19 protein-coding genes are annotated in these 19,425 nt (G+C 72.4%); 11 read left to right on the top strand and 8 right to left on the bottom strand.

From position 1 onward, the window contains the following. The first annotated feature begins 184 nt into the window (after positions 1 to 184). Complete coding sequence (locus CRT23_RS05640) at positions 185 to 745, top strand: DUF4337 domain-containing protein (RefSeq protein WP_055946689.1); 561 nt, start codon at positions 185 to 187, stop codon at positions 743 to 745. 65 nt (positions 746 to 810) lie between these two features. Here the strand turns inward: CRT23_RS05640 and CRT23_RS05645 are convergent, their stop codons facing one another. Then, positions 811 to 3,135, bottom strand: coding sequence for a Tex family protein (locus CRT23_RS05645; RefSeq protein WP_103708941.1), 2,325 nt, complete (start codon positions 3,133 to 3,135; stop codon positions 811 to 813). Between the two features lie 282 nt (positions 3,136 to 3,417). Here CRT23_RS05645 and CRT23_RS28370 point away from each other — a divergent pair, with 282 nt between their 5' ends. Next, positions 3,418 to 3,591 (top strand): hypothetical protein, encoded by a 174-nt coding sequence (locus tag CRT23_RS28370; RefSeq protein WP_181017261.1) that lies wholly within the window; start codon positions 3,418 to 3,420, stop codon positions 3,589 to 3,591. 164 nt (positions 3,592 to 3,755) lie between these two features. On the opposite strand, the gene CRT23_RS05655 is transcribed toward CRT23_RS28370, so the two are convergent. Beyond that, complete coding sequence (locus CRT23_RS05655) at positions 3,756 to 5,228, bottom strand: glucan biosynthesis protein (protein ID WP_245436005.1); 1,473 nt, start codon at positions 5,226 to 5,228, stop codon at positions 3,756 to 3,758. A gap of 226 nt (positions 5,229 to 5,454) precedes the next feature. Here CRT23_RS05655 and mdoH point away from each other — a divergent pair, with 226 nt between their 5' ends. Beyond that, positions 5,455 to 7,365, top strand: coding sequence for a glucans biosynthesis glucosyltransferase MdoH (gene mdoH / locus CRT23_RS05660; protein ID WP_103708942.1), 1,911 nt, complete (start codon positions 5,455 to 5,457; stop codon positions 7,363 to 7,365). A gap of 15 nt (positions 7,366 to 7,380) precedes the next feature. Here the strand turns inward: mdoH and CRT23_RS05665 are convergent, their stop codons facing one another. After that, a complete protein-coding gene (locus CRT23_RS05665; protein ID WP_103708943.1) occupies positions 7,381 to 7,803 on the bottom strand; it encodes a hypothetical protein in 423 nt (140 codons plus the stop codon). A gap of 104 nt (positions 7,804 to 7,907) precedes the next feature. After that, positions 7,908 to 9,107 (bottom strand): aminotransferase class I/II-fold pyridoxal phosphate-dependent enzyme, encoded by a 1,200-nt coding sequence (locus CRT23_RS05670; RefSeq protein WP_181017271.1) that lies wholly within the window; start codon positions 9,105 to 9,107, stop codon positions 7,908 to 7,910. Between the two features lie 135 nt (positions 9,108 to 9,242). Here CRT23_RS05670 and CRT23_RS05675 point away from each other — a divergent pair, with 135 nt between their 5' ends. Further along, positions 9,243 to 9,776: a TspO/MBR family protein gene (locus CRT23_RS05675; protein WP_103708945.1), complete on the top strand. Its 534-nt coding sequence runs from the start codon at positions 9,243 to 9,245 to the stop codon at positions 9,774 to 9,776. Between the two features lie 18 nt (positions 9,777 to 9,794). Here CRT23_RS05675 and hemA read toward each other — a convergent pair whose 3' ends face one another. After that, positions 9,795 to 11,138, bottom strand: coding sequence for a 5-aminolevulinate synthase (gene hemA, locus CRT23_RS05680; RefSeq protein ID WP_103708946.1), 1,344 nt, complete (start codon positions 11,136 to 11,138; stop codon positions 9,795 to 9,797). 433 nt (positions 11,139 to 11,571) lie between these two features. Here hemA and CRT23_RS05685 point away from each other — a divergent pair, with 433 nt between their 5' ends. Continuing rightward, positions 11,572 to 11,757 (top strand): hypothetical protein, encoded by a 186-nt coding sequence (locus CRT23_RS05685; protein WP_103709063.1) that lies wholly within the window; start codon positions 11,572 to 11,574, stop codon positions 11,755 to 11,757. A gap of 160 nt (positions 11,758 to 11,917) precedes the next feature. Beyond that, on the top strand, positions 11,918 to 13,207 hold the full coding sequence (murA, locus tag CRT23_RS05690) for a UDP-N-acetylglucosamine 1-carboxyvinyltransferase (protein ID WP_055946668.1): 1,290 nt from the start codon (positions 11,918 to 11,920) through the stop codon (positions 13,205 to 13,207). Between the two features lie 45 nt (positions 13,208 to 13,252). On the opposite strand, the gene CRT23_RS05695 is transcribed toward murA, so the two are convergent. Together CRT23_RS05695 and CRT23_RS05700 are read right to left on the bottom strand one after the other, a co-directional pair. Then, positions 13,253 to 13,615, bottom strand: a complete 363-nt coding sequence (locus CRT23_RS05695) for a hypothetical protein (RefSeq protein ID WP_245435985.1) — start codon at positions 13,613 to 13,615, stop codon at positions 13,253 to 13,255. Positions 13,616 to 13,713: 98 nt separating this feature from the next. Continuing rightward, on the bottom strand, positions 13,714 to 14,778 hold the full coding sequence (locus CRT23_RS05700) for a glycosyltransferase (protein WP_245436007.1): 1,065 nt from the start codon (positions 14,776 to 14,778) through the stop codon (positions 13,714 to 13,716). Between the two features lie 294 nt (positions 14,779 to 15,072). Between CRT23_RS05700 and CRT23_RS05705 the strand changes: the two genes are divergently transcribed. The 4 genes from CRT23_RS05705 to CRT23_RS05720 are packed head-to-tail and all read left to right on the top strand — an operon-like array spanning position 15,073 to position 17,904. Further along, complete coding sequence (locus tag CRT23_RS05705; RefSeq protein WP_055946659.1) at positions 15,073 to 15,552, top strand: DUF2948 family protein; 480 nt, start codon at positions 15,073 to 15,075, stop codon at positions 15,550 to 15,552. Next, positions 15,552 to 16,847, top strand: coding sequence for a histidinol dehydrogenase (hisD, locus tag CRT23_RS05710; protein WP_103708948.1), 1,296 nt, complete (start codon positions 15,552 to 15,554; stop codon positions 16,845 to 16,847). Before CRT23_RS05705 ends, hisD begins: the two co-directional genes overlap by 1 nt. 7 nt (positions 16,848 to 16,854) lie before the next feature. Continuing rightward, positions 16,855 to 17,403 (top strand): UPF0262 family protein, encoded by a 549-nt coding sequence (locus CRT23_RS05715; RefSeq protein ID WP_082512765.1) that lies wholly within the window; start codon positions 16,855 to 16,857, stop codon positions 17,401 to 17,403. Between the two features lie 39 nt (positions 17,404 to 17,442). Beyond that, entirely contained in the window at positions 17,443 to 17,904 is a 462-nt protein-coding gene (locus CRT23_RS05720; protein WP_103708949.1) for a low molecular weight phosphatase family protein, read from the top strand. Here the strand turns inward: CRT23_RS05720 and CRT23_RS05725 are convergent. Next, positions 17,882 to 18,754, bottom strand: a complete 873-nt coding sequence (locus CRT23_RS05725; RefSeq protein ID WP_103708950.1) for a C40 family peptidase — start codon at positions 18,752 to 18,754, stop codon at positions 17,882 to 17,884. The two genes, CRT23_RS05720 and CRT23_RS05725, sit on opposite strands and share 23 nt — an antisense overlap. A 264-nt stretch (positions 18,755 to 19,018) precedes the next feature. Here CRT23_RS05725 and CRT23_RS05730 point away from each other — a divergent pair, with 264 nt between their 5' ends. Beyond that, positions 19,019 to 19,396, top strand: coding sequence for a hypothetical protein (locus CRT23_RS05730; RefSeq protein ID WP_055946647.1), 378 nt, complete (start codon positions 19,019 to 19,021; stop codon positions 19,394 to 19,396). The last annotated feature ends 29 nt before the right edge of the window (positions 19,397 to 19,425 follow it).

Raw genomic sequence — 19,425 nt, forward strand, 5'->3', positions numbered from 1 at the left:
GGACCGTGGTGGTGGAGGCCGCCGACACCAACCGCTTCGCCGCCGGCAGCCCCGTAGGTCTGCGGATCATCGGCGGCCACGTGTTTCCGAATTAGGGCGGCGGTTCCGGACTGACGGGAAAGCGTCTTGCGCTCGCCGACGCGATCGGGTGTGACTGCCGCCGTCCAAATCAGGAGGAGGCAGCATGTCGGGTGGTCACGGGGCGGGCGGCAGTTCGAACAAGCGCGTGGCGCTGCTGATCTCGGTGTTGGCGCTGTTCCTGGCGCTGGCCGAGACCCTGGCCAAGGGCGCCCAGACCGACGCCCTCGGGGCCAACGTCGAGGCGTCCAACCAATGGGCCTACTTCCAGGCCCGCACCATCCGGGGCACCGTCCTCAAGACCGCCGACGAGACCCTGGCGCTGCTGCCGCCGGAGGTCGCGAATTCCGAGGCCGTGAAGGCCAAGCGCGCCGAGTGGGCCAAGACCATGGCCCGCTGGGACAGCGAGCCCGCCACCGGCGAGGGGCGCAAGGAACTGGCCGAGAAGGCGCGGCACTCGCAGGAGGTGCGCGACCTCGCCCTGCACCGCTACCACCATTACGAGTTCGCCTCGGCCGCCTTCCAGATCGGCATCGTGCTCGCCTCGGCGGAGGTCATCACGGGCATCTTCGCCCTGGTGGTCGGCGGCGGGCTCCTGGGTGTTGCCGGGCTCGCTCTCCTCGGCTTCGGCCTCTACGCCCCGCACGCCCTGCCGTTCTTCCACTGAGGCCTCGCGCCCGGTCGCGCGCCGCGGGGGCCGGGAAGACTCTGCCTGGAGAGCCGGCCGGGCGCTCAGCGCTTCGGCATCCCCTTGGCGAGGGCCGCCCGCCGCAGGGCCTCCGCCATGGCGCCGCCCGCCTCGGGCGCCGGCGTCGCGCGCGGGGCCGGTCCCGCCGGCGGAGCGGCGGGCGCCTCGCGGCGGGCGGCGGGACGCGGCGCGCCGGCCTCGTCCGAGCGCATCGTCAGGGCGATGCGCTTGCGGTTCGGATCGACCTCCACCACGCGCACCTGCACGACGTCGCCCGGCTTCACCACCTCGCGCGGGTCCTTGACGAAGCGGTCGGCCAGCATCGAGATGTGCACCAGCCCGTCCTGGTGAACCCCGACATCCACGAAGGCGCCGAAGGCGGCCACGTTGGTGACCACGCCCTCGAGGCGCATGCCGGGCTTCAGATCGGAGATCTTCTCGACCCCCTCCTGGAAGGTCGCGGTCCGGAAGGCCGGGCGCGGATCGCGGCCCGGCTTCTCCAGCTCCGACAGGATGTCGGTGACGGTGGGCAGGCCGAAGGTGGCGTCGGTGAAGGTCTTGGGGTCCAGGCTGCGCAGGGCACCGGTATTGCCGATCAGCGCCTGGATCGGCTGGCCGGTGGCGGCGAGGATCCGGCGCACCACCGGGTAGGCCTCCGGGTGCACGCCCGAGGCATCGAGGGGATCGCTCCCGTCGCGGATGCGCAGGAAGCCGGCGGCGAGCTCGTAGGCCTTAGGCCCGAGCCCCGCCACTTTCTTCAGGCTGGTGCGGCTGCGGAACGGGCCGTGGGCGTCCCGGTGCACGATGATGTTCGAGGCGACCCGCGCGGTCAGGCCCGAGACCCGGGCCAGCAGCGGCGCCGAGGCGGTGTTCACGTCGACCCCGACGCCGTTCACGCAATCCTCCACCACCGCGTCGAGGGAGCGCGCGAGCTTCCCCTCGGCCAGATCGTGCTGGTACTGGCCGACGCCGATCGCCTTCGGCTCGATCTTGACGAGCTCGGCCAGCGGGTCCTGCAGACGCCGGGCGATGGAGACCGCGCCGCGGATCGAGACGTCGAGCTCGGGCAGCTCCGCGCTGGCATAGGCCGAGGCCGAGTAGACCGAGGCGCCGGCCTCGGAGACCATCACCTTGGTGAGCGTCAGCTCGGGCTGCTTGGCGATCAGCTCGGCGGCGAGCCTGTCGGTCTCCCGCGAGGCGGTGCCGTTGCCGATGGCGACGAGCTCCACGCCATGGGCCCGGCAGAGCTTGGCGAGAGCGATCAGGGCCCCGTTCCAGTCGCGGCGCGGCTCGTGCGGGTAGATCGTGTCGGTGGCCACCACCTTGCCGGTGGCGTCGACCACCGCGACCTTCACGCCGGTGCGGAAGCCCGGGTCGAGCCCGAGGGTCGGCCGCGCGCCCGCCGGGGCCGCGAGCAGGAGGTCGCGCAGGTTGCCGGCGAAGACCGTGACCGCGCCGGCCTCGGCCGCCGCCCAGAGGCGCGCCCGCAGGTCCGTATCGAGGGCGGGCTTCAGGCGGGTGCGCCAGGCGCGCCGGACCGTCTCCGTCAGGAAGGCGTCGCCCGGCCGCCCCTGGTCGCGGATGCCGAAGGTCTTGGCGATGCGCAGTTCCTGCGATCCGGGCTGTCCCTTGGCCGGCGCGTCGCCCAGCGCATCGGCGATGGCGAGGTCGAGCACCTCCTCCTTCTCGCCGCGGAACAGGGCCAGGATGCGGTGCGAGGGCAGCTTCACGAGGGCTTCTGAGAAGTCGAAATAATCCGAGAACTTCTCGCCGGACGCGGCCTTGCCGGGCTTCACCGTGGCGACCATCCGGCCGCGCTGCCAGCCGCTCTCGCGGAGGGAGCCCACCAGCTCCGGGTCCTCGCTGAAGCGCTCGATCAGGATGGCACGCGCGCCCTCCAGGGCGGCCTCGACGTCGGCGACGCCCTTGCCCGCGTCCACGTAGGCCCGGGCGGCCCCCTCGGGGGCTTGGTCCGGCCGGGTGAGAAGGGCCTCGGCGAGGGGATCGAGGCCGGCCTCGCGGGCGACCTGCGCCTTCGTCCGGCGCTTCACCTTGAAGGGCAGGTAGAGGTCTTCCAGCCGGGCCTTGGTGTCGGCGGCGAGGATGCGGGCCTTCAGCCCGGCCTCGAGCTTGCCCTGGGCCTCGATCGCCTGCAGCACGGCGGCCCGGCGCTCCTCCAGGTCCCGCAGGTAGGCGAGGCGCTCCTCCAGGGTGCGCAGCTGCGCGTCGTCGAGGGTGCCGGTGACCTCCTTGCGGTAGCGCGCGATGAACGGCACCGTCGCGCCGCCGTCGAGCAGGTCGACCGCGGCCTTCACCTGCCATTCCGCGACGCCGAGTTCGGCGGCGAGACTCGTGTTGATGGCGGCCATGGGGCGTCTCCGGGTGGGGCCGGGTGTCTACAGGGCCGCCCGCCGGGCGGTCAAACCCGACGCCGCGAGAAACCCGCGGCGGAGCGGTGCTGCGGATCCGACGGGCACGGACACCGCACTCCTGGATGCCCAGGCCGAACATGGCTCAGAACCAGGACACCGCACAATATTTAGCCGTCTTTTCCAGTATTCGAAGATTGAAGCGGCCACCGAATCAATCTAGCTTCCAAACCGCTCGGCACAACGAAGTGTTGGCAGCAAACCCTGCCAATGGAGGCTGAAATGCGTTCAGTGACAACGCTTGCGGTAGCATTCGTGATTGCCGCCGCTGCATTCACCATCACGATGCTGACCAAGCCTCCGGTCTCCGAGGCGCGGGCCATTTCGAGAATCGATACCTACGCGCTGACCCTCGGCGCCCATCCCGCGGACGCGCAATCCTACGATTGTCAGTAGGTCCGGCCGCGACCTCCGACACCCGGGCGACGCGGATCGTTCGATCCGCGGCGAGGCCGTGGACGGAGCCCGTCCCCGCACCCGCGCGCGGCCGTTGCCGGCTTGCCTGCCGGCGGCGCGGCTGCGGCGGCCGCGCGCCCCATCGACCCGGGATCGCCGGAGCCTCAGGCGGCCATGTCCCAGGTCTCGGTCACGGCCCGGCCATCCCGGAGGAGGCGGGCGCGCAGGATCACGTCGCCGGCCGGCATCGGTGCGGGCGGCCGCCACTCGACGTAGAGCCGCCAGCCGCCGGTCTGAGGCACGAACTCCACCACCGGGTCGACCATCGTGCCGGCGCTGGCCGAAACGTCGGCGGACAGGGTCGCGCCCCGGTCGGGCAGGGCCGGCCCTTCGAAATCCACGACGTAGAGGCGCCGGCCCGGGCTCGGCGGCGTGGTCGGGCGCAGGCGCTCGGCTGAGCCGACGCGGGTGGAGACGACCCGGCCGAGGGCGCCGGGCACCACGGCCGCCGGCTCCGCGCCGACCGTCGTGAGGCGGTAGGACACGCTCCGCTCGGTCCCGGCCGGCACGGGGGGGCCGGGCACGAAGGCCGCCACGATGTTGTCCATGTACTCCTCGCGCGACGGGATCTCGAAGAGCCGGACCGCGCCGGCCCCGAACCCCGATTCGGGCGTGACCCAGAGCCCCGGGCGCGCCTCGTGCCGGGCCTGCACGTCGAGATAGGCGGGAAAGTCGCGGGCGCGCTGCAGCAGGCCGAAGCCCTCCAGCGGGTCGACGCCGAAGGCCGAGATCTGCGGTTGCGCCCGGCCGTTGACGAGGGGCCGCCAGAGCCGCTCGCCCCGGGTCACCACCGCCAGCCCGTCGGAATCATGCACCTGCGGACGGAAATCGTCGAAGGGCTCGGCCCTCCGTGCCCCCGGCCCGTTGGCTCCGTGCAGGAACATGCTGGTGAGGGGGGCGAGCCCGAGATGCTCCAGGGTCGTCCGGGGATGCAGCGACGCCTCGACCTGCATCACCGAGGGGTCGCCCGGCGCGACGCGGAAGCGGTAGGCCCCGGCGAGGCTCGGGGAATCGAGCAGCGCCCAGATCTCGATGGCGCGGGCATCGGCCTCGGGCTCGCAGATCCAGAAGGCGGTGAAGTCGGGGAATTCCTCCGCGCCCGGCCCCCCGGTGCGGATGGCGGCGCCCCGGGCCGAGAGCCCGTATTCCTGGCCGAATCCGCGCAGCCGGAAGTAGGAGGCGCCGAGGAAGACCAGGAATTCCTCCTGATCCGCCGGCCGGTCGGCCGCAAAGGCATAGTGCAGCCGGAAGCCGGCAAAGCCGAGATCCGGCGCGAAGCTCCGGCCCCTCAGGTCCGGCCCGAGCTCGAACAGGTCGGGGGCGTAGGGGATGGCCCGGGCCGGGCCGTCGCGGGGCTGCAGGACGAGGGCGACCCGCTTGCGCTGCAGGAAGCCGCGATGGAACAGCTGGGCCGAGAAGCGGCGTCCCAGGGGCAGGCTCGCCTCCGGCCGGAAGGTGATGGCGCGGTAGCCGTCATAGGACAGGCCGGCCAGGGCCGGCGGCAGATCGTCCTGCGGCGCCGCGTAGGGGTGCGCCGCGAGGGCCCGCGCCTTCGCCTTCACGGCGTCAAATGTTATGGGAGCGAGGGCCGCGGCGCGCGTTCGGCCCGCATTCAGATCCTGCGCGGTAGGGAGGATCATCCCGACGGCCACGCTCAGCGTGGTCCGCAGGGCCTGCCGCCGCGAGAAGGGTTCGGTCCGCCCGCATCCTTCGAGACCCTCGCCATCGCGCATCGCTTCCCCTTTGCCGGCATCGTGCCCGGTGGCGGATCGCGGTGTCCCTCCTTCGAGTTTCCCGCGTCCCATGTCCCACAGGTTGTCGCACGACGCCCCGGCGGCTGAAATCCCGGGTTCGCTGGAAATCGCCCTCGACGCCCCCGGAGCCCGCCCCGGCGGGTTCCTGGGCCGCCGCCTGCTGCTGGCCCTGCCACCCCTCGTCCTGGGGGCAGCCGTCACCGCCCTGGCGCGGGCCGCCTACGGGACGCCGTCCGGCCTCCTCGGCGGAGCGGTGCTCGGGCTCTTCGCCCTCGTCATGACCTGGCAGGCCTTCGTGGCCTGGCAATACGTCTACGGCCTCGTGGCCACGGCCTTCGGCAACCGGGCGAAATCCGCCCTGGAGCGGCGCTCCCTCACCGTCCCGGCGGAGGCCTCGGGCCTGAGTCGCACGGCGGCAGTGGTGGCGATCCACGCCGAGGACGCCGTGGCGGTGTTCGCGGCCCTGCGGGTCATGGCCCGCTCGCTGCAGCGCGACGGGGGCGACGGCGGCGACCTCGACATCTTCGTTCTCTCCGACACGCGGGACGGGGCCATCGCGGCGATCGAGGAGCATGAATTCGCCCGGATGGAGGCCTGGACCCGTCAGCACGGCCCCGGCCTGCCGCGCATCCGCTATCGCTGTCGCCGGGACAATGCCGGCCGCAAGGCGGGCAACATCGCCGAGTTCTGCAAGACCTACGGGGCCGAGTACGACTTCATGATCGTGCTCGACGCCGACAGCCTGATGACCGGCAGCGCCATGCGCCGCCTCGCCCGGCTCATGGAGGAGAGCCCCCGGGTCGGCCTGATCCAGACCGTGTCCTACGCCACCGGGCGCGACACCCTGTTCGCCCGCATCCAGCAATTCGCCGTGCGGCTGTACGCGCCCCTGGCGATCCGCTGCCTGGAGACCTGGCAGGGGCCCGACGGCAGCTACTGGGGCCACAACGCGATCGTGCGGGTCGCGGCCTTCGCCGACAACGCCGCGCTGCCGGTGCTGCCCGGCAAGGCACCGCTGGGCGGCGAGATCCTGTGCCACGACATCGTCGAGGGCGCGCTCCTGCGCCGGGCCGGCTGGGAGGTCCGCCTGCTGCCGGAGATGGGCGGCACCTGGGAGGAGATGCCGACGAACCTCGTCGACCTCCTCGGGCGCGAGCGGCGCTGGTGCCAGGGCAACATGCAGCACCTGCGCGTCACCGCCATGCCGGGCCTGCGCCCCGCCAGCCGCTGGCACCTCGCCGTCGGCATCCTGTCCTACATGGCCTGCCCGCTCTGGGTCCTGTTCCTCGCCCTCGGAACGCTGCAGGCGGCGCGGACCGGCGACCTCGGCCTCCTCGGCTACGGCCTCACCGGCACGGGCGCGGCCGCCCATGCCCTGGCGGCCCTCGTCCTGACGATCCTGGCCCTGCCGAAGCTCCTGAGCCTCGGCCACGTCCTGGCGTCCGGCGAGCGCCGGGCGGCCTTCGGCGGCACCGCTTCGCTCCTGAAGAGCGCCGCGCTCGAACAGGCGATCTGGGTCCTGCTCTGGCCGGTGATGACGCTGTTCGCGGCGGGCGCCGTGGCCACCACCTTCGTCGGCCGCGTGGTGCGCTGGGATGCCCAGGTGCGCGACGATCGCCGCGTGCCGTGGCGGGAAGCGTGCCGGCTCCAGGTCGACACCCTCGTGGCGGGTGGCCTGCTGGCGGGCGGCCTCGCCTGGGCGGGCGACCCGTGGCTCGCCCTCTGGATGGCACCGGTGGCCCTCGGCCTGCTGTCGAGCCCGGCCCAGAGCGTGCTGACGAGCAGCGCCCGCCTCGGCCGGATCTCGCAAGGGCGGCGCCTGTTCCTGACGGTGGACGACACCGCCCGGGCGCCGGAACTCACCGCCCTGGCGCAGAGCCGGGGCGGGACGGCCGAGCCCGGTCGCGGCCGGCCGCAGCCGGCCTGGATCGCCGACGAGGTGCCGGCCTCGTCGAGCTGACCCGGGATCGTCGGCCTACTGGTTCTCGAGCACCTTGATCGGATCCGTGCGCTGGGCGGGGCTCGGCTCCTTGGTGGCGCTGCTGGTCCCCCGGCCCGCGCGCGAATCATCCGACTGCTTCGGCAGGCCGGTGCCGCTCGCGAGTTCGAGGCAGGTCACCATCTCGACGTAGGACGGAAACCCGCCGGCCTCGAACTGCTTCTCGCACTGGTTCTTGGCGGCCGGGGTGAACTCGTTCCAGCGGCGCTTGATCTCGTCGCGCGAGGCGCGCTCGGAGCGCAGGCATCCCTCCTGGCTGGCATTGTCGCTGACGCTCGCGGAGGCCGCCGACCGGCAGGTCCGCTCGATGTTCAGGTCCGGCGGGCCGCTCTCGGCCCGGGCGGCGGTCGCGAGGCACAGGAGGGCGAGGGTTCCGGAGAAGAGGACGGGCTTCATCATGGGGGAGCGGTCTCTCGAGCCATGACCCTGCGCCGCGATCGGGCGGCAGGATCGGGATTTGCCCCACCAACGCGCGAGTTCCGCCCGCGGCACCACCGAAAACGTCACGGGCCCCGCAGGGCGGCGTCGAGATCGGCGAACAGGTCGTCCACCGCCTCGATCCCGGTGGAGAGACGCAGCAGGTCGGGGGGACACGGGGAGGCCGGCCCCTCCACCGAGGCCCGGTGCTCGATCAGGCTCTCGACACCGCCCAGGGAGGTCGCCCGCTTCCACAGCCGCACCCGCGCTGCGGTGCGAATGGCCGCCGCCTCGCCGTCCCGCACCCGAATCGACAGCATGTAGCCGAAGCCGCCCTCCATCTGCCGGGCCGCGACCGCGTGACCGGGATCGTCCGGCAGGCCGGGATAGAGGACATGCGAAATGCCGGGATGGCCCTGGAAGCGTCGGGCGAGCGCGGCGGCGCTGGCAGCCTGCGCCGCCGCCCGCAACGGCAGGGTGCGCAGGGAGCGCATCAGCAGATAGGCCTCGAACGGACCCAGGATCGCGCCGCCCCCGGAACGGATCGCGACGAGGCGCTCCCAGAACGCGTCCACCCGGGCGCCGGCCAGCACCCCCGCCACCACGTCCGAGTGGCCGTTCAGGATCTTGGTGGCCGAGTGCATTACGATGTCGGCGCCCAGCGTCAGCGGCCGGGTGTGGATCGGCGAGGCGGCAGTGGAGTCGACGGCGAGCCGCGCGCCCGCGGCGTGCGCGCGGCGGGCCGCCTCGGCGATGTCCGTGATCGTCCAGAGGGGATTGCCCGGTGTCTCGATCCAGACGAGCTTCGTGGTGCCCGGGCGGATCGCCAGCCCCAGGGCGGCGAGGTCGTCCATGTCGACGAAATCGACCGCGATCCGCCGACGCGGCATCTCGGCGTTGAGCCAGCGCTTCAGGCCCCAGTACATCACGCGGGGCGCCACCACGTGGTCGCCGGGCTCCAGGGCGGTGAACACGGCCGTGGCGGCCGCCATGCCGGAGCCGAACAGCAGGGCACCCGCCGCCGCGTCCTCCAGCATCGCCAGCACCGCCTCCGCCTCGCGCACGGTGGCGTTGTCGGGCCGGGCGTAGGAGAAGCCCGAGCTGTAGCCGTTGTCGGGATCCCGCAGGAAGGTGGTGGCCACGTGCAGGGGCGTCACCACGCCCCGCGTCACCGGATCGACCCGGCCGAGGGCCTGAGCGGCGAGACTGCGCTTGGTGAAGGCGGAAGCTGGGGTGAAGGCGGGCGCGGCATCCGAAGGGCCGTTCGGCGCGTTCGGTTCTGACAGGGGATCCGGCATGGAGCGTGTCCGCGAGGTCGGGATTCGATGGACCCGGCCTCGCAGACCCGTGCACGGACCGCAAGCCGGGGTCTCGGCGCTCCGTCCCGAGGCCCGGTTCAGAGGCAAGGAAAACCGCTCGTCATGTCCCGCGCGCCCGCATCGTCACCGATCCACGTTCCCGCCGAGCCCGCCCTCGCCTTGCCCTGGCGGCTGGCGGTCGCGATCCTGCCCGTGGCGCTGACGGCCGTGCTGGGCTCGGCCGCCACGGAGCCGAACATCGAGGGCTGGTATGCCGGCCTGACGAAGCCGTCCTTCAACCCGCCGAACTGGGCGTTCCCGGTCGCCTGGACGATTCTCTACGCGATGATCGCGGTCTCGGCCTTCCGCCTTCTCGGAGCGAAGCCGCGCGGCGGCCCGACCCTGGGGCCGTGGCGCCTGGCGCTGGCCGCCTTCGCGGTACAGCTCGCCCTCAACGCCGCCTGGACCCCGACCTTCTTCGCCGCCCACGCGCTGGGGGCCGCCCTGGTGGTCTCGGCCGCGATGTGGGTGATGATCCTCTGGACGATCCGCCTGTCCTGGCGCTTCGACCGGGCGGCGGCGTGGCTGCTGGTGCCCTACGCCGCCTGGGTCGGTTTCGCCACCGTGCTCACCGGCGCGATCTGGCGCCTGAACTGAGGGGCGCCGCGGGGCGGCCTACTCGGCCGCCTCGACGAAGACGGTCCCGGCGCGGGGCAGGTCCAGGGTATCCCAGGTCTCGGTCAACGCCGCCGTGAGCCGGGCGATGCGGGCATCGTCGTGGAAGGGCGACGGCGTGATGCGCAGGCGCTCGGTGCCGCGCGGCACGGTGGGGTAGTTGATCGGCTGGATGTAGATGCCGTGGTGCTCCAGCAGGTGGTCGGCCGCCGCCTTGCACAGCTCGGCATCGCCCACCATCACGGGAACGATATGGGTGTCGGTGTGCAGCACCGGCAGGCCGGCGGCCTCCAGGGCGGCCTTGGTCCGGGCGGCCTGGCGCTGGTGCGCCTCGCGCTCGCCGCTCGAGCGCTTGAGGTAGCGCACCGAAGCGATGGCGGCCGCCGCGATGGCCGGCGGCAGGGCGGTGGTGAAGATGAAGCCCGGGGCGTGGCTGCGGACCGCGTCGCAGAGGACCGCCGAGCCGGTGATGTAGCCGCCGACGCAGCCGAAGCCCTTGGCGAGGGTGCCCTCGATCACGTCGACCCGGTGCATCACCCCGTCCCGCTCGGCGATGCCGCCGCCGCGGGGACCGTAGAGGCCGACCGCGTGGACCTCGTCGAGGTAGGTCAGGGCGCCGTACTGGTCGGCGAGGTCGCAGATCGCGGCGATGTCCGAGACGTCGCCGTCCATGGAGTAGACGCTCTCGAAGGCGATCAGCTTGGGGCGGTCGCCCGCCGCGATCAGAAGCTCCTCCAGATGGGCGAGGTCGTTGTGGCGGAAGACGCGCTTCTCGCAGCCCGAATGGCGTACGCCCTCGATCATCGAGTTGTGGTTGAAGGCGTCCGACAGGATCAGGCAGTTCGGGATCAGCTTGGCGATGGTGGAGATGCCGGCCTGGTTCGAGACGTAGCCCGAGGTGAAGACGAGGCCCGCCTCCTTGCCGTGCAGGTCGGCGAGCTCGCGCTCCAGATCGACGAGGGGCGAGTTGTTGCCCGCGATGTTGCGGGTGCCGCCCGCACCCACGCCGCAGCGGGCGGCGGTGCGAGTCATGGCGCCGACCACGTCCGGGTGCTGGCCCATACCCAGGTAATCGTTCGAGCACCACACCGTGATCTCGGAGGTCCCGCCGTCGGGCTTGCGCCAGTGCGCCGTCGGAAAGCGGCCCGCGATGCGCTCGATATCGGCGAAGACGCGGTAGCGGCGCTCGCCGTGCAGGCGGTCGAGGGCGGTGCGGAAATGGGTCTCGTAGTCGGTCCGGCCCCGCGCCGGCGATCCCATGCGGCAGCCGTCGTGGGACTTCTGGCCCGCTCCCTGCTTGGTGTCGCTGATCTTGATCGTCGCGGGCATGCGGTTCACGGGCATCCGTCCTTCACGCTTGGGCTGAGGGGCCTACGGTGGAGTCGCGGCCTCTGGCGGGATCGTTTCCACGCGGACCCTCGTGCGGGGGGCCCTCGATGCAATCGGTCTCGTGAGCGAGCCTGGCGCGGACTCCTGAAGGAGTCGCTGACGATGCTCGCCCTCTGACGCGGGTTTCCCCGACGCGGTCGCGACGATACAGGTGAACTTGGAATTGGTTCAAGTCGACAACCGCATTCCTGCTTTGCATCCATCGACCCGGGGCTGCAAAGCCGACACAACGACGTGGCGACGATGCGTCGCGTCGGTCCTCCTGACCCGGCGCGCCGTGCGCGACACTCACCCCGCAGACGGACCGGCGCGGCGCATGATGGACGACGAGACCGAGGCCGGAGCGCCCCCGCGGGCGACGCCCAAGAGCGCGGCAGAGACTAAGAGCGTGGCAGAACCCAAGAGTGCGGCCGAGCAGAGGGCCGAGCGCCTGAAGGCGGCCCTGCGCGACAACCTGCGTCGGCGCAAGGCCCAGCTGCGCGGTCGCCAGGATCCGCCCAAAGCCGGCGAAACACCCGAGACCGGGGAAACGCCTGAGACCGGGGAAACACCCGGAACCGGCAGCGAAGCCTAATCGCGCGCCGAAAACCTCCTTTTCGACAAAACTTGGCTATAACGGTGCCGTTTCCGCGGGGACGGTTCACGTCCCGCCAGGTTTCGATTTCGGAATTCTCCCGCTCGCAGCGCCGCATGCGCACCGGGCGCGCAAAGATTTGGGCAAGGTTTTAGAAACAATGGACCGCATCAACATCATCGGCGGCCGGCCGCTCCACGGGGTGATCCCGATCTCGGGCGCCAAGAACGCCGCGCTGCCCCTGATGATCGCCAGCCTGATGACCGGCGAGACGCTGGAGCTCGGCAACGTACCGCGACTGGCCGACATCAACGCCCTCCTGCGCATCCTCGGCAATCACGGCGTCGACCACATGGTGGTGGGCAAGCGCCCGGGCCAGACCACCGAGACCGGCCAGACCATCCGCCTCACCGCGTCCAACGTCATCGACACCACGGCGCCCTACGAGCTCGTCTCGACCATGCGGGCCAGCTTCTGGGTGATCGCACCGCTGCTCGCCCGCTTCGGCGAGGCCCGGGTCTCGATGCCGGGCGGCTGCGCCATCGGCACCCGTCCCGTCGACCTGCTGCTGATGGCGCTGGAGCGCCTCGGCGCCACCGTGGAGGTCGATGGCGGCTACGTCGTCGCCCGGGCCAAGAACGGCCTGCGCGGCGGCGAGATCCACTTCCCCAAAGTGACGGTGGGCGGCACCCACGTGGCGCTGATGGGGGCGGCCCTGGCCAACGGCTCGACCCTGATCGAGAACGCCGCCCGCGAGCCCGAGGTCGTCGATCTGGCCGCCTGCCTCACCAAGATGGGCGCCCGCATCGAGGGCGCCGGCACGCCGCGCATCACCGTCGAGGGGGTCTCGCGCCTGCACGGCGCCCGCCACGACGTGCTGCCCGACCGGATCGAGACCGGCACCTACGCCATGGCGGTGGCGATGACCGGCGGCGACGTGACCCTGGAGAACACGCGCGCGGACCTGCTGCACGCCGCCCTCGACGTGCTGGCCACCACGGGCGCCGAGATCACGACGGGCACCGATACCATCCGCATCCGCCGCAACGGCGGGGGCATCGCCGCGGTCGACGTCACCACCGACCCGTTCCCCGGCTTCCCCACCGACCTGCAGGCGCAGTTCATGGCGCTGATGACGCTGGCCAAGGGCCAGTCCCACATCCGCGAGACGATCTTCGAGAACCGCTTCATGCACGTGCAGGAGCTGGCCCGCCTGGGCGCCCGGATCCGGCTCGAGGGCGACCTCGCCATCGTCGAGGGCGTCGAGCGCCTGAAGGGCGCGCCCGTGATGGCCACGGATCTGCGCGCCTCCGTCTCCCTCGTCATCGCGGGCCTCGCCGCCGAGGGCGAGACCAGCATCAACCGGGTCTACCACCTGGACCGCGGCTTCGAGGCCCTGGAGGCCAAGCTCGCCCGCTGCGGCGCCGAGATCACCCGCGTCCGCAGCTGACGGAACCGGCCCTCCGCCCGAACGGGGCGGAGGGCCCTCGGAAGATCAGCCGCCGATCTCGCCGTGCTTGCGGCCGAAGCCCGGGATGTCGCAGCCGCAGCGGGAGCCGTAGGGCTGCGGGCGGGTGATGCAGTTGCCGCGCTGGGTCAGGCAGAGGCGCCCGAATCCGCCGCCATAGCCCCGGGGGCGCCGGTCGTACCGGTCCTCGTCGTAGCGCCGGTGCTCGTAGCGATCCGCGTCGTAGCGGCGCTCGAAGCGACGCGGCCGGTCGTCGTCGCCGTCGTCGTACTGCGCCCGCGCCTCGAAGGCGCCGAAGCCGGTGCCGAGCGTCGCCGCGGTGGCGAGCGCGAGGATCGTGGACTTGATGGTCGTCATGGACTTGATGGTTTTCGTGGACTTGCCCGTCATGGATGGCTCCCCTCGGATGTGCCGTCTCATCACGGCCCGGTCTAGCGCCCCTGGGCTGAACGCGGCCTGAGGGGCCTGGCGCGTCTCGACCGCGCGTTTCAGCCGAGGAACCGCGTGACGAGACGCACCAGCGGAAGCACGGCCCGGGCAACCCGGATCTGAGCGGGCAATTGCCGCGGCCCGAGGGGACGATGGACGAGGCGCGGGCTGGCGCGCTCGGCCTCGGCCACGGCATGTCCGGCCAGGGCATGGGCCGCGACGCGGGCGGCGTCCGCTTCCGCGATCCGCAGGGCCCGGGCCCAGCCGCGCTCGGTCCCGAGGCGGCCGGCCGCGTGCAGCCGGCGCAGGCGGCGGCGCCAGGCGTAGCGGAAGAGCGCCCGCGGCACCGATTCGAGGCGGGCGTCGCACAGGCTGTCGGGCTTCTCGCAGCGCGCCCGGATGGTGTCGGCGACGCCGCCCGGCGCCCGTCCCACCAGCCGCCCCGAGACCGTGACGCGGATGGACGGGTCGTGCCGGACGTGCAGGCCCTGGGCGAGCAGCAGCGCCACGAAGGCGCCGTCCTCGCCCAGGGCGATGGCCGGCATGCCGCCGACCGCCCGGTAGGCCGAGACGCTGACGCTCAAGGTGGCGCCGATGGTGGTGCGATGGCAGGGCCAGGGGTCGTGCGGATCCGGGTCGATGCGCGCCTCGGCCTCGGTCAGGAGATCGCTGTAGATGTCCTCCCGGTCGCCGCGCCAGTGCAGGGAGGGCGGCAGCAGGGCCCGCTCGTCCGGATCGAGCTGGATGCGGCCGGCCACCGCGTCGGCGCCGCGGTCGAGGGCGGCCCGGTTGCGCGCGACCCAGTCGGGCGGAACCCGGCTGTCGGCGTCGGTCGACAGGATCATGCCCTCGGCGCCGAGCCATTCGGCGGCCCGGTCCATCGCCTCGCGCCGGGCCCAGCCCGCATGGGCCCCGGCATAGTCGACATGCGTGACCCGGACCGGCACCGACATCCGCGGCACGAGGTCGGCGACGATGGCCTCGGTGGCATCGGTGCAGTTGTTGAGGAACAGGACCACCCCGAGGCTGCCCGGCGGGAGGCCGGTCTGGGCGTCGAGGGCGCCTAGGCAGGCGGCGATGCGCTCGGCCTCGTTGCGCACCGGGATCGCGACCACCGCGCGGATCGGGGCGACGCCGTCGCGGGACTGGGGGGCCTCGCCGGGGAGGGACAGGGATGCGGCCGACACGTGACGACTCCGTTCGCCGGGGGAGGAGCGGCGCAGCGCCGGGTCCCTAGCAGCTTCGGCCGGAGGGACAATGACCCAGTCTCGCTGTCCGGATCCTGAATGACGTCCGACTCCCGGAATGCCACCCGCCAGTTGCCGTGGGCGGGTCGCCTCGCTACCTACGGCTCCCATCCCTTGAAGGGTCGAGCCCGCGCCCGGGCCGGCCCGCCGACAAGAGCGCGACACCCGATCATGGAGCTTCTCAAGCTCGCCGCCCTCGATGCCGAAGACCTGGCGGTCATCTCCGCCCACCTGCAGGATGCGATCCTGAAGGCGAGCGACCTCGCCTATCTGGGCGCGCAGCACCGCTTCGTCCTGGTGGCCCGCCGCTTCGACTGGTCGGCGGCGGACGATGCGCCGCCGCGCCGGCGCCTCACCGGCATGCATTTCGACCGGGTGCTGCGCGTGCGCAGCCGCGGAATCACGCCAGGGACCGACGCGGACGCGCCCCTCGAGCTCCTCGCCATCACCTTCGAGCCGACCGAGGCGCCCTCCGGCACCGCCACCCTGGTCTTTGCCGGCGGCGCGGCGATCCAGCTGGACCTCGAATGCATCGAGGCCCAGCTCAAGGATCTCGGGCCGGTCTGGGAAGTGGAAGGGCGGCCCGACCACGAGGCCGTGGCTGCCGGACGCGCCGCGATTGCGGGAAACGCCCCGAAGGGAAACGCCTGATGGTCCGTCTCCATTCCCGCGACGAAGACTTCGCCGCCGCCTTCGCGCGCCTGCTCAGCGTCAAGCGCGAGATCTCGGAGGATGTCGACGAGACCGTGCGCGGCATCATCGCCGGCGTGGTCGCGGGCGGCGACGCGGCACTGGTCGACTACACCCGTCGCTTCGACCGGTTCGGCGAGGATTTCACCGTCGACTCCCTGCGGGTGACCCCGGCCGAGATCGAGGCGGCCGTCGCGGCCTGCCCGGCCGAGGCCCTGGAGGCCCTGCGGTTCGCGGCCGCCCGCATCGAGGCGTTCCATGCCGCCCAGGTGCCCGGCGACCACATGGCCACCGACAGCCTCGGGGTCACCGCCGGCTGGCGCTGGACGGCCCTCGAATCCGTCGGCCTCTACGTTCCCGGCGGCACCGCGAGCTACCCCTCCTCGGTGCTGATGAACGCCATTCCGGCCCGCGTCGCCGGGGTGCCCCGCGTCGTCATGGTGGTGCCGATGCCGGAGGGCACCCTGAACCCGTTGGTCCTCGCCGCCGCGCATCTGGCCGGCGTCGACGAGGTCTACCGGGTCGGCGGCGCCCAGGCGGTGGCGGCCCTGGCCTACGGCACGGATACGATCGCGCCGGTGGCCAAGATCGTCGGTCCCGGCAATGCCTGGGTGGCGGCGGCCAAGCGCCGGGTGTTCGGCCAAGTCGGCATCGACATGATCGCCGGCCCGTCCGAGGTGCTGATCCTCGCCGACGCGCATGCCAATCCTGACTGGGTGGCGGCCGACCTCCTGGCCCAGGCCGAGCACGATGCCGCGGCCCAGTCGATCCTGATCACCGATTCCGAGGCCCTGGCCGACAACGTCGCCGAGGCGGTGGAGCGTGCGCTGACCACCCTGCCCCGGGCCGAGATCGCCCGGGCGAGCTGGCGCGACTACGGTGCCATCGTGGTGGTGCGCGACTTCGACGAGGCGGTGCCGCTGGTGGACCGCCTCGCCCCGGAGCACCTCGAGATCGAGACCGCCGATGCCGAGGCCCTGGCCGCCCAGGTGCGGAATGCGGGGGCGATCTTCCTCGGCTCGTACACGCCGGAGGCCATCGGCGACTATGTCGGCGGCCCCAACCACGTCCTGCCCACCGCCCGCTCGGCGCGGTTCTCCTCCGGGCTCGGCGTCCTCGACTTCATGAAGCGCACCACGATCCTGCGCTGCGACCCGGCGGCCCTCCGGGCGCTGGGCCCCTCGGCCATCGCCCTCGGACGGTCGGAGGGCCTGGAGGGCCACGCCCGCTCGGTGGCGATCCGCCTGAACCTGTGAGGGCCTGATGTCCGGCGCGGCCAAATCGAGCGACGTGAAATCCCAGGACGCCCAGGCGTCGGCGGGAAAGGCGCCGGAGGCGAAGGCGAAGTCGCCGCATCGCCTCGCGGTGGTGACCCTCGACGAGGAATCGATCGGCCGGGGCAACCCGGATCAGGAGCACGAGCGCGCCATCGCGATCTTCGATATCCTGGAGGACAACAGCTTCACGGTCCCCGGCCGCGAGGGCCCCTACGCCCTCACCCTCGGACTCGTGGAGAGCAAGCTCGCCCTCGTCATCAAGCGCGAGGACGGCGAACCGGTGATGACCCACCTCCTGTCGCTGACCCCGTTCCGTCGGGTGATCCGCGACTACGAGATGATCTGCGAGAGCTACTACAACGCCATCCGCACCGCCTCGCCGACCCAGATCGAGGCGATCGACATGGGCCGGCGCGGCCTGCACAACGAGGCGTCCGACCTGCTGCGCCAGCGCCTCGAGGGCAAGGTCGACCTCGACCACGACACCGCGCGCCGCCTCTTCACCCTGGTCTTCGCCTTGCACTGGAAGGCCTGAGCCGCGACCCCTCTCGAAGTGCGAGGCTGAGACGACCGGATGGCGGACGCGACCGGCCCGAAGAAGACGCGCGTGCAGTCGGCCCTGTTCATGTGCAACTTCAACGCCGTGCGCTCGCTCGCGGCGGAGGCCATCGCACGCCATTACTTCGGCAGGTCGATCTACGTGCAATCGGCCGGGGTGCGCTCCGGCGAACCGGCCGATCCCTTCATGGTGGCGGCCCTCGACGAGATCGGCATCGACGCGGCGCGTCACAAGCCGCGCACCCTGGCCCAGCTCGAGGAGTGGGAGGGCCTGAACTTCGACCTCATCATCACCCTGGCGCCGGAAGCACACCACGCCGCCCTGGAGCTGACCCGCACCAACGCGGTCGAGGTCGAGTACTGGCCGACCCCAGACCCGACCAACATCCAGGACGGCACCCGGGAGCAGCGCCTCGACGCCTACCGCGACGTCCGCGACGGCCTGGTCTATCGGATCAAGATGCGGCTGAAGGGCTGAGCCGCCGGAGCGACGTCACCGGGCCGTAGCTCTTCTCCCGGATACGGGCGACGGCCTCGTCGAGGGGCTCGACCGCCACCGCCATGTGGTGGCCGTTGGCGTGGATGAGGCGGGTGGCGTCGAGCATCAGCCCGACATGGCCGCGCCAGAACACGAGATCGCCGCGGCGCAGGTCCCCGACGTCCGGGGGCAGGGCCTCGCCGAGCCCGCGCTCCTGCTGGTCGGCGTCCCGCGGCGCCGGCCGCCCGGCCTGCGCGAGGCAGAGCTGGACCAGGCCCGAGCAATCGAGACCCAGACTGGTGCGCCCGCCCCAGAGATAGGGCGTCCCGACGAGGCGCTCCGCGGTGGCGGCGTAATCGGGTTCGACCGCGTCGAGGGGCGCGCAGTGGCCGGCAAAGACGTAGCCGCCCGCGATCCGGAGATAGTCGCCCTGGGTCTCCGTCGGGTGGAGGCGGGCGCCCAGGGTGAGCCAGCCGCTGGCGGGCTGCTTCAGGTCCGGGCCGGGGTAGAGGAACGTGCGCAGGGCGATGACGCGGTGGGTCGGTGCCAGAGCGGGGCCGAGGGCCGCCTCGGGCAGGTAGCCGACATAGCCGTCATGGGCGAACTGGACGAAGGCGAAGCCCTCCTCGGCGCCGTAGGCGGTCACCGCGTCCCCCATCACCGCCTCGGTTTCGAGGCCGGCATCGAAGCGCGGCGTCCGGCGCAAGGGGGCCGAGGGCACGACCACCGCGCGCGCCTCGCCCACGACGTAGCGTTCGGCCGCCACATGGCCGCGCAGGCGGGCATCGGCGATCTCGGGCCGGGCCGGCACGAGACGCGGGTCGGAGAGATCGAAGAGGGAATCCGCCATAGCCCCACCCATCCTGGCGCCGACTATCGGCGCCCGCCGGCCGCATCGCAACCGCCCGGACGATTCCCGCGGGAGCGCGGCATTTCGACGCCCGGATTTGCCCAATCCGCCGGCAGGACGCTTCTCGCCCATGCAGGCCCGTTCGAGGACGGGCCATCGGCGGCTGACCGGAAATCGATCACGCCCCCGCGATGCGCCGAACGCGCGGCTCGCCCGCGAATGTGTGCACTGCACAAACGGCCGGATCGCGCGTATGGTCCGGTGATGCCCGAAGCGAGTCGCGCCGTGAAGAAGCCCTCGAAATCTTTCCAGGATCTCCCGCCGATCCGTGTGCGGCGCGAGCCGCCGACCATCCCGGAGGCCGTCGCCGCGGCCCAGGACCTCGCCGACGACATCGACCAGCAGGTGGAGATCGCCGCCGGCCTGATCGGCCTGCCGCCGGAGGCGGTGCGCGAGCACGTGGTCGCTGCCGCCAAGGTCCGGTCGGAGGCCAGGCCCGACCGGGTCTCGGACCGGATGCCGGAGCGCATCCTCACCGCCGCCAGCCCGAGCCGGGCACCGCGCACCGTCATCGTCGAGCGCCGGACCCGGCCGCCGGTGGTGGTCGAGCGGCGCGGACGCCCGCCGATCGGGCGCCCCTGACCGGGAGGGCCGGTTTTCCCCGGCCCGGC

This window comes from Methylobacterium sp. V23 (assembly GCF_002917135.1).
Classification (GTDB): Bacteria; Pseudomonadota; Alphaproteobacteria; order Rhizobiales; family Beijerinckiaceae; genus Methylobacterium.

Coding starts and splice junctions, on each gene's coding strand:
- CRT23_RS05640 (WP_055946689.1), top strand. CDS start 185: ATGTCGGGTGGTCACGGGGCGGGCGGCAGTTCGAACAAGCGCGTGGCG.
- CRT23_RS05645 (WP_103708941.1), bottom strand. CDS start 3,135: ATGGCCGCCATCAACACGAGTCTCGCCGCCGAACTCGGCGTCGCGGAA.
- CRT23_RS28370 (WP_181017261.1), top strand. CDS start 3,418: ATGCGTTCAGTGACAACGCTTGCGGTAGCATTCGTGATTGCCGCCGCT.
- mdoH (WP_103708942.1), top strand. CDS start 5,455: ATGTCCCACAGGTTGTCGCACGACGCCCCGGCGGCTGAAATCCCGGGT.
- CRT23_RS05665 (WP_103708943.1), bottom strand. CDS start 7,803: ATGATGAAGCCCGTCCTCTTCTCCGGAACCCTCGCCCTCCTGTGCCTC.
- CRT23_RS05675 (WP_103708945.1), top strand. CDS start 9,243: ATGTCCCGCGCGCCCGCATCGTCACCGATCCACGTTCCCGCCGAGCCC.
- hemA (WP_103708946.1), bottom strand. CDS start 11,138: ATGCCCGTGAACCGCATGCCCGCGACGATCAAGATCAGCGACACCAAG.
- murA (WP_055946668.1), top strand. CDS start 11,918: ATGGACCGCATCAACATCATCGGCGGCCGGCCGCTCCACGGGGTGATC.
- CRT23_RS05695 (WP_245435985.1), bottom strand. CDS start 13,615: ATGACGGGCAAGTCCACGAAAACCATCAAGTCCATGACGACCATCAAG.
- CRT23_RS05705 (WP_055946659.1), top strand. CDS start 15,073: ATGGAGCTTCTCAAGCTCGCCGCCCTCGATGCCGAAGACCTGGCGGTC.
- hisD (WP_103708948.1), top strand. CDS start 15,552: ATGGTCCGTCTCCATTCCCGCGACGAAGACTTCGCCGCCGCCTTCGCG.
- CRT23_RS05715 (WP_082512765.1), top strand. CDS start 16,855: ATGTCCGGCGCGGCCAAATCGAGCGACGTGAAATCCCAGGACGCCCAG.
- CRT23_RS05720 (WP_103708949.1), top strand. CDS start 17,443: ATGGCGGACGCGACCGGCCCGAAGAAGACGCGCGTGCAGTCGGCCCTG.
- CRT23_RS05725 (WP_103708950.1), bottom strand. CDS start 18,754: ATGGCGGATTCCCTCTTCGATCTCTCCGACCCGCGTCTCGTGCCGGCC.
- CRT23_RS05730 (WP_055946647.1), top strand. CDS start 19,019: ATGCCCGAAGCGAGTCGCGCCGTGAAGAAGCCCTCGAAATCTTTCCAG.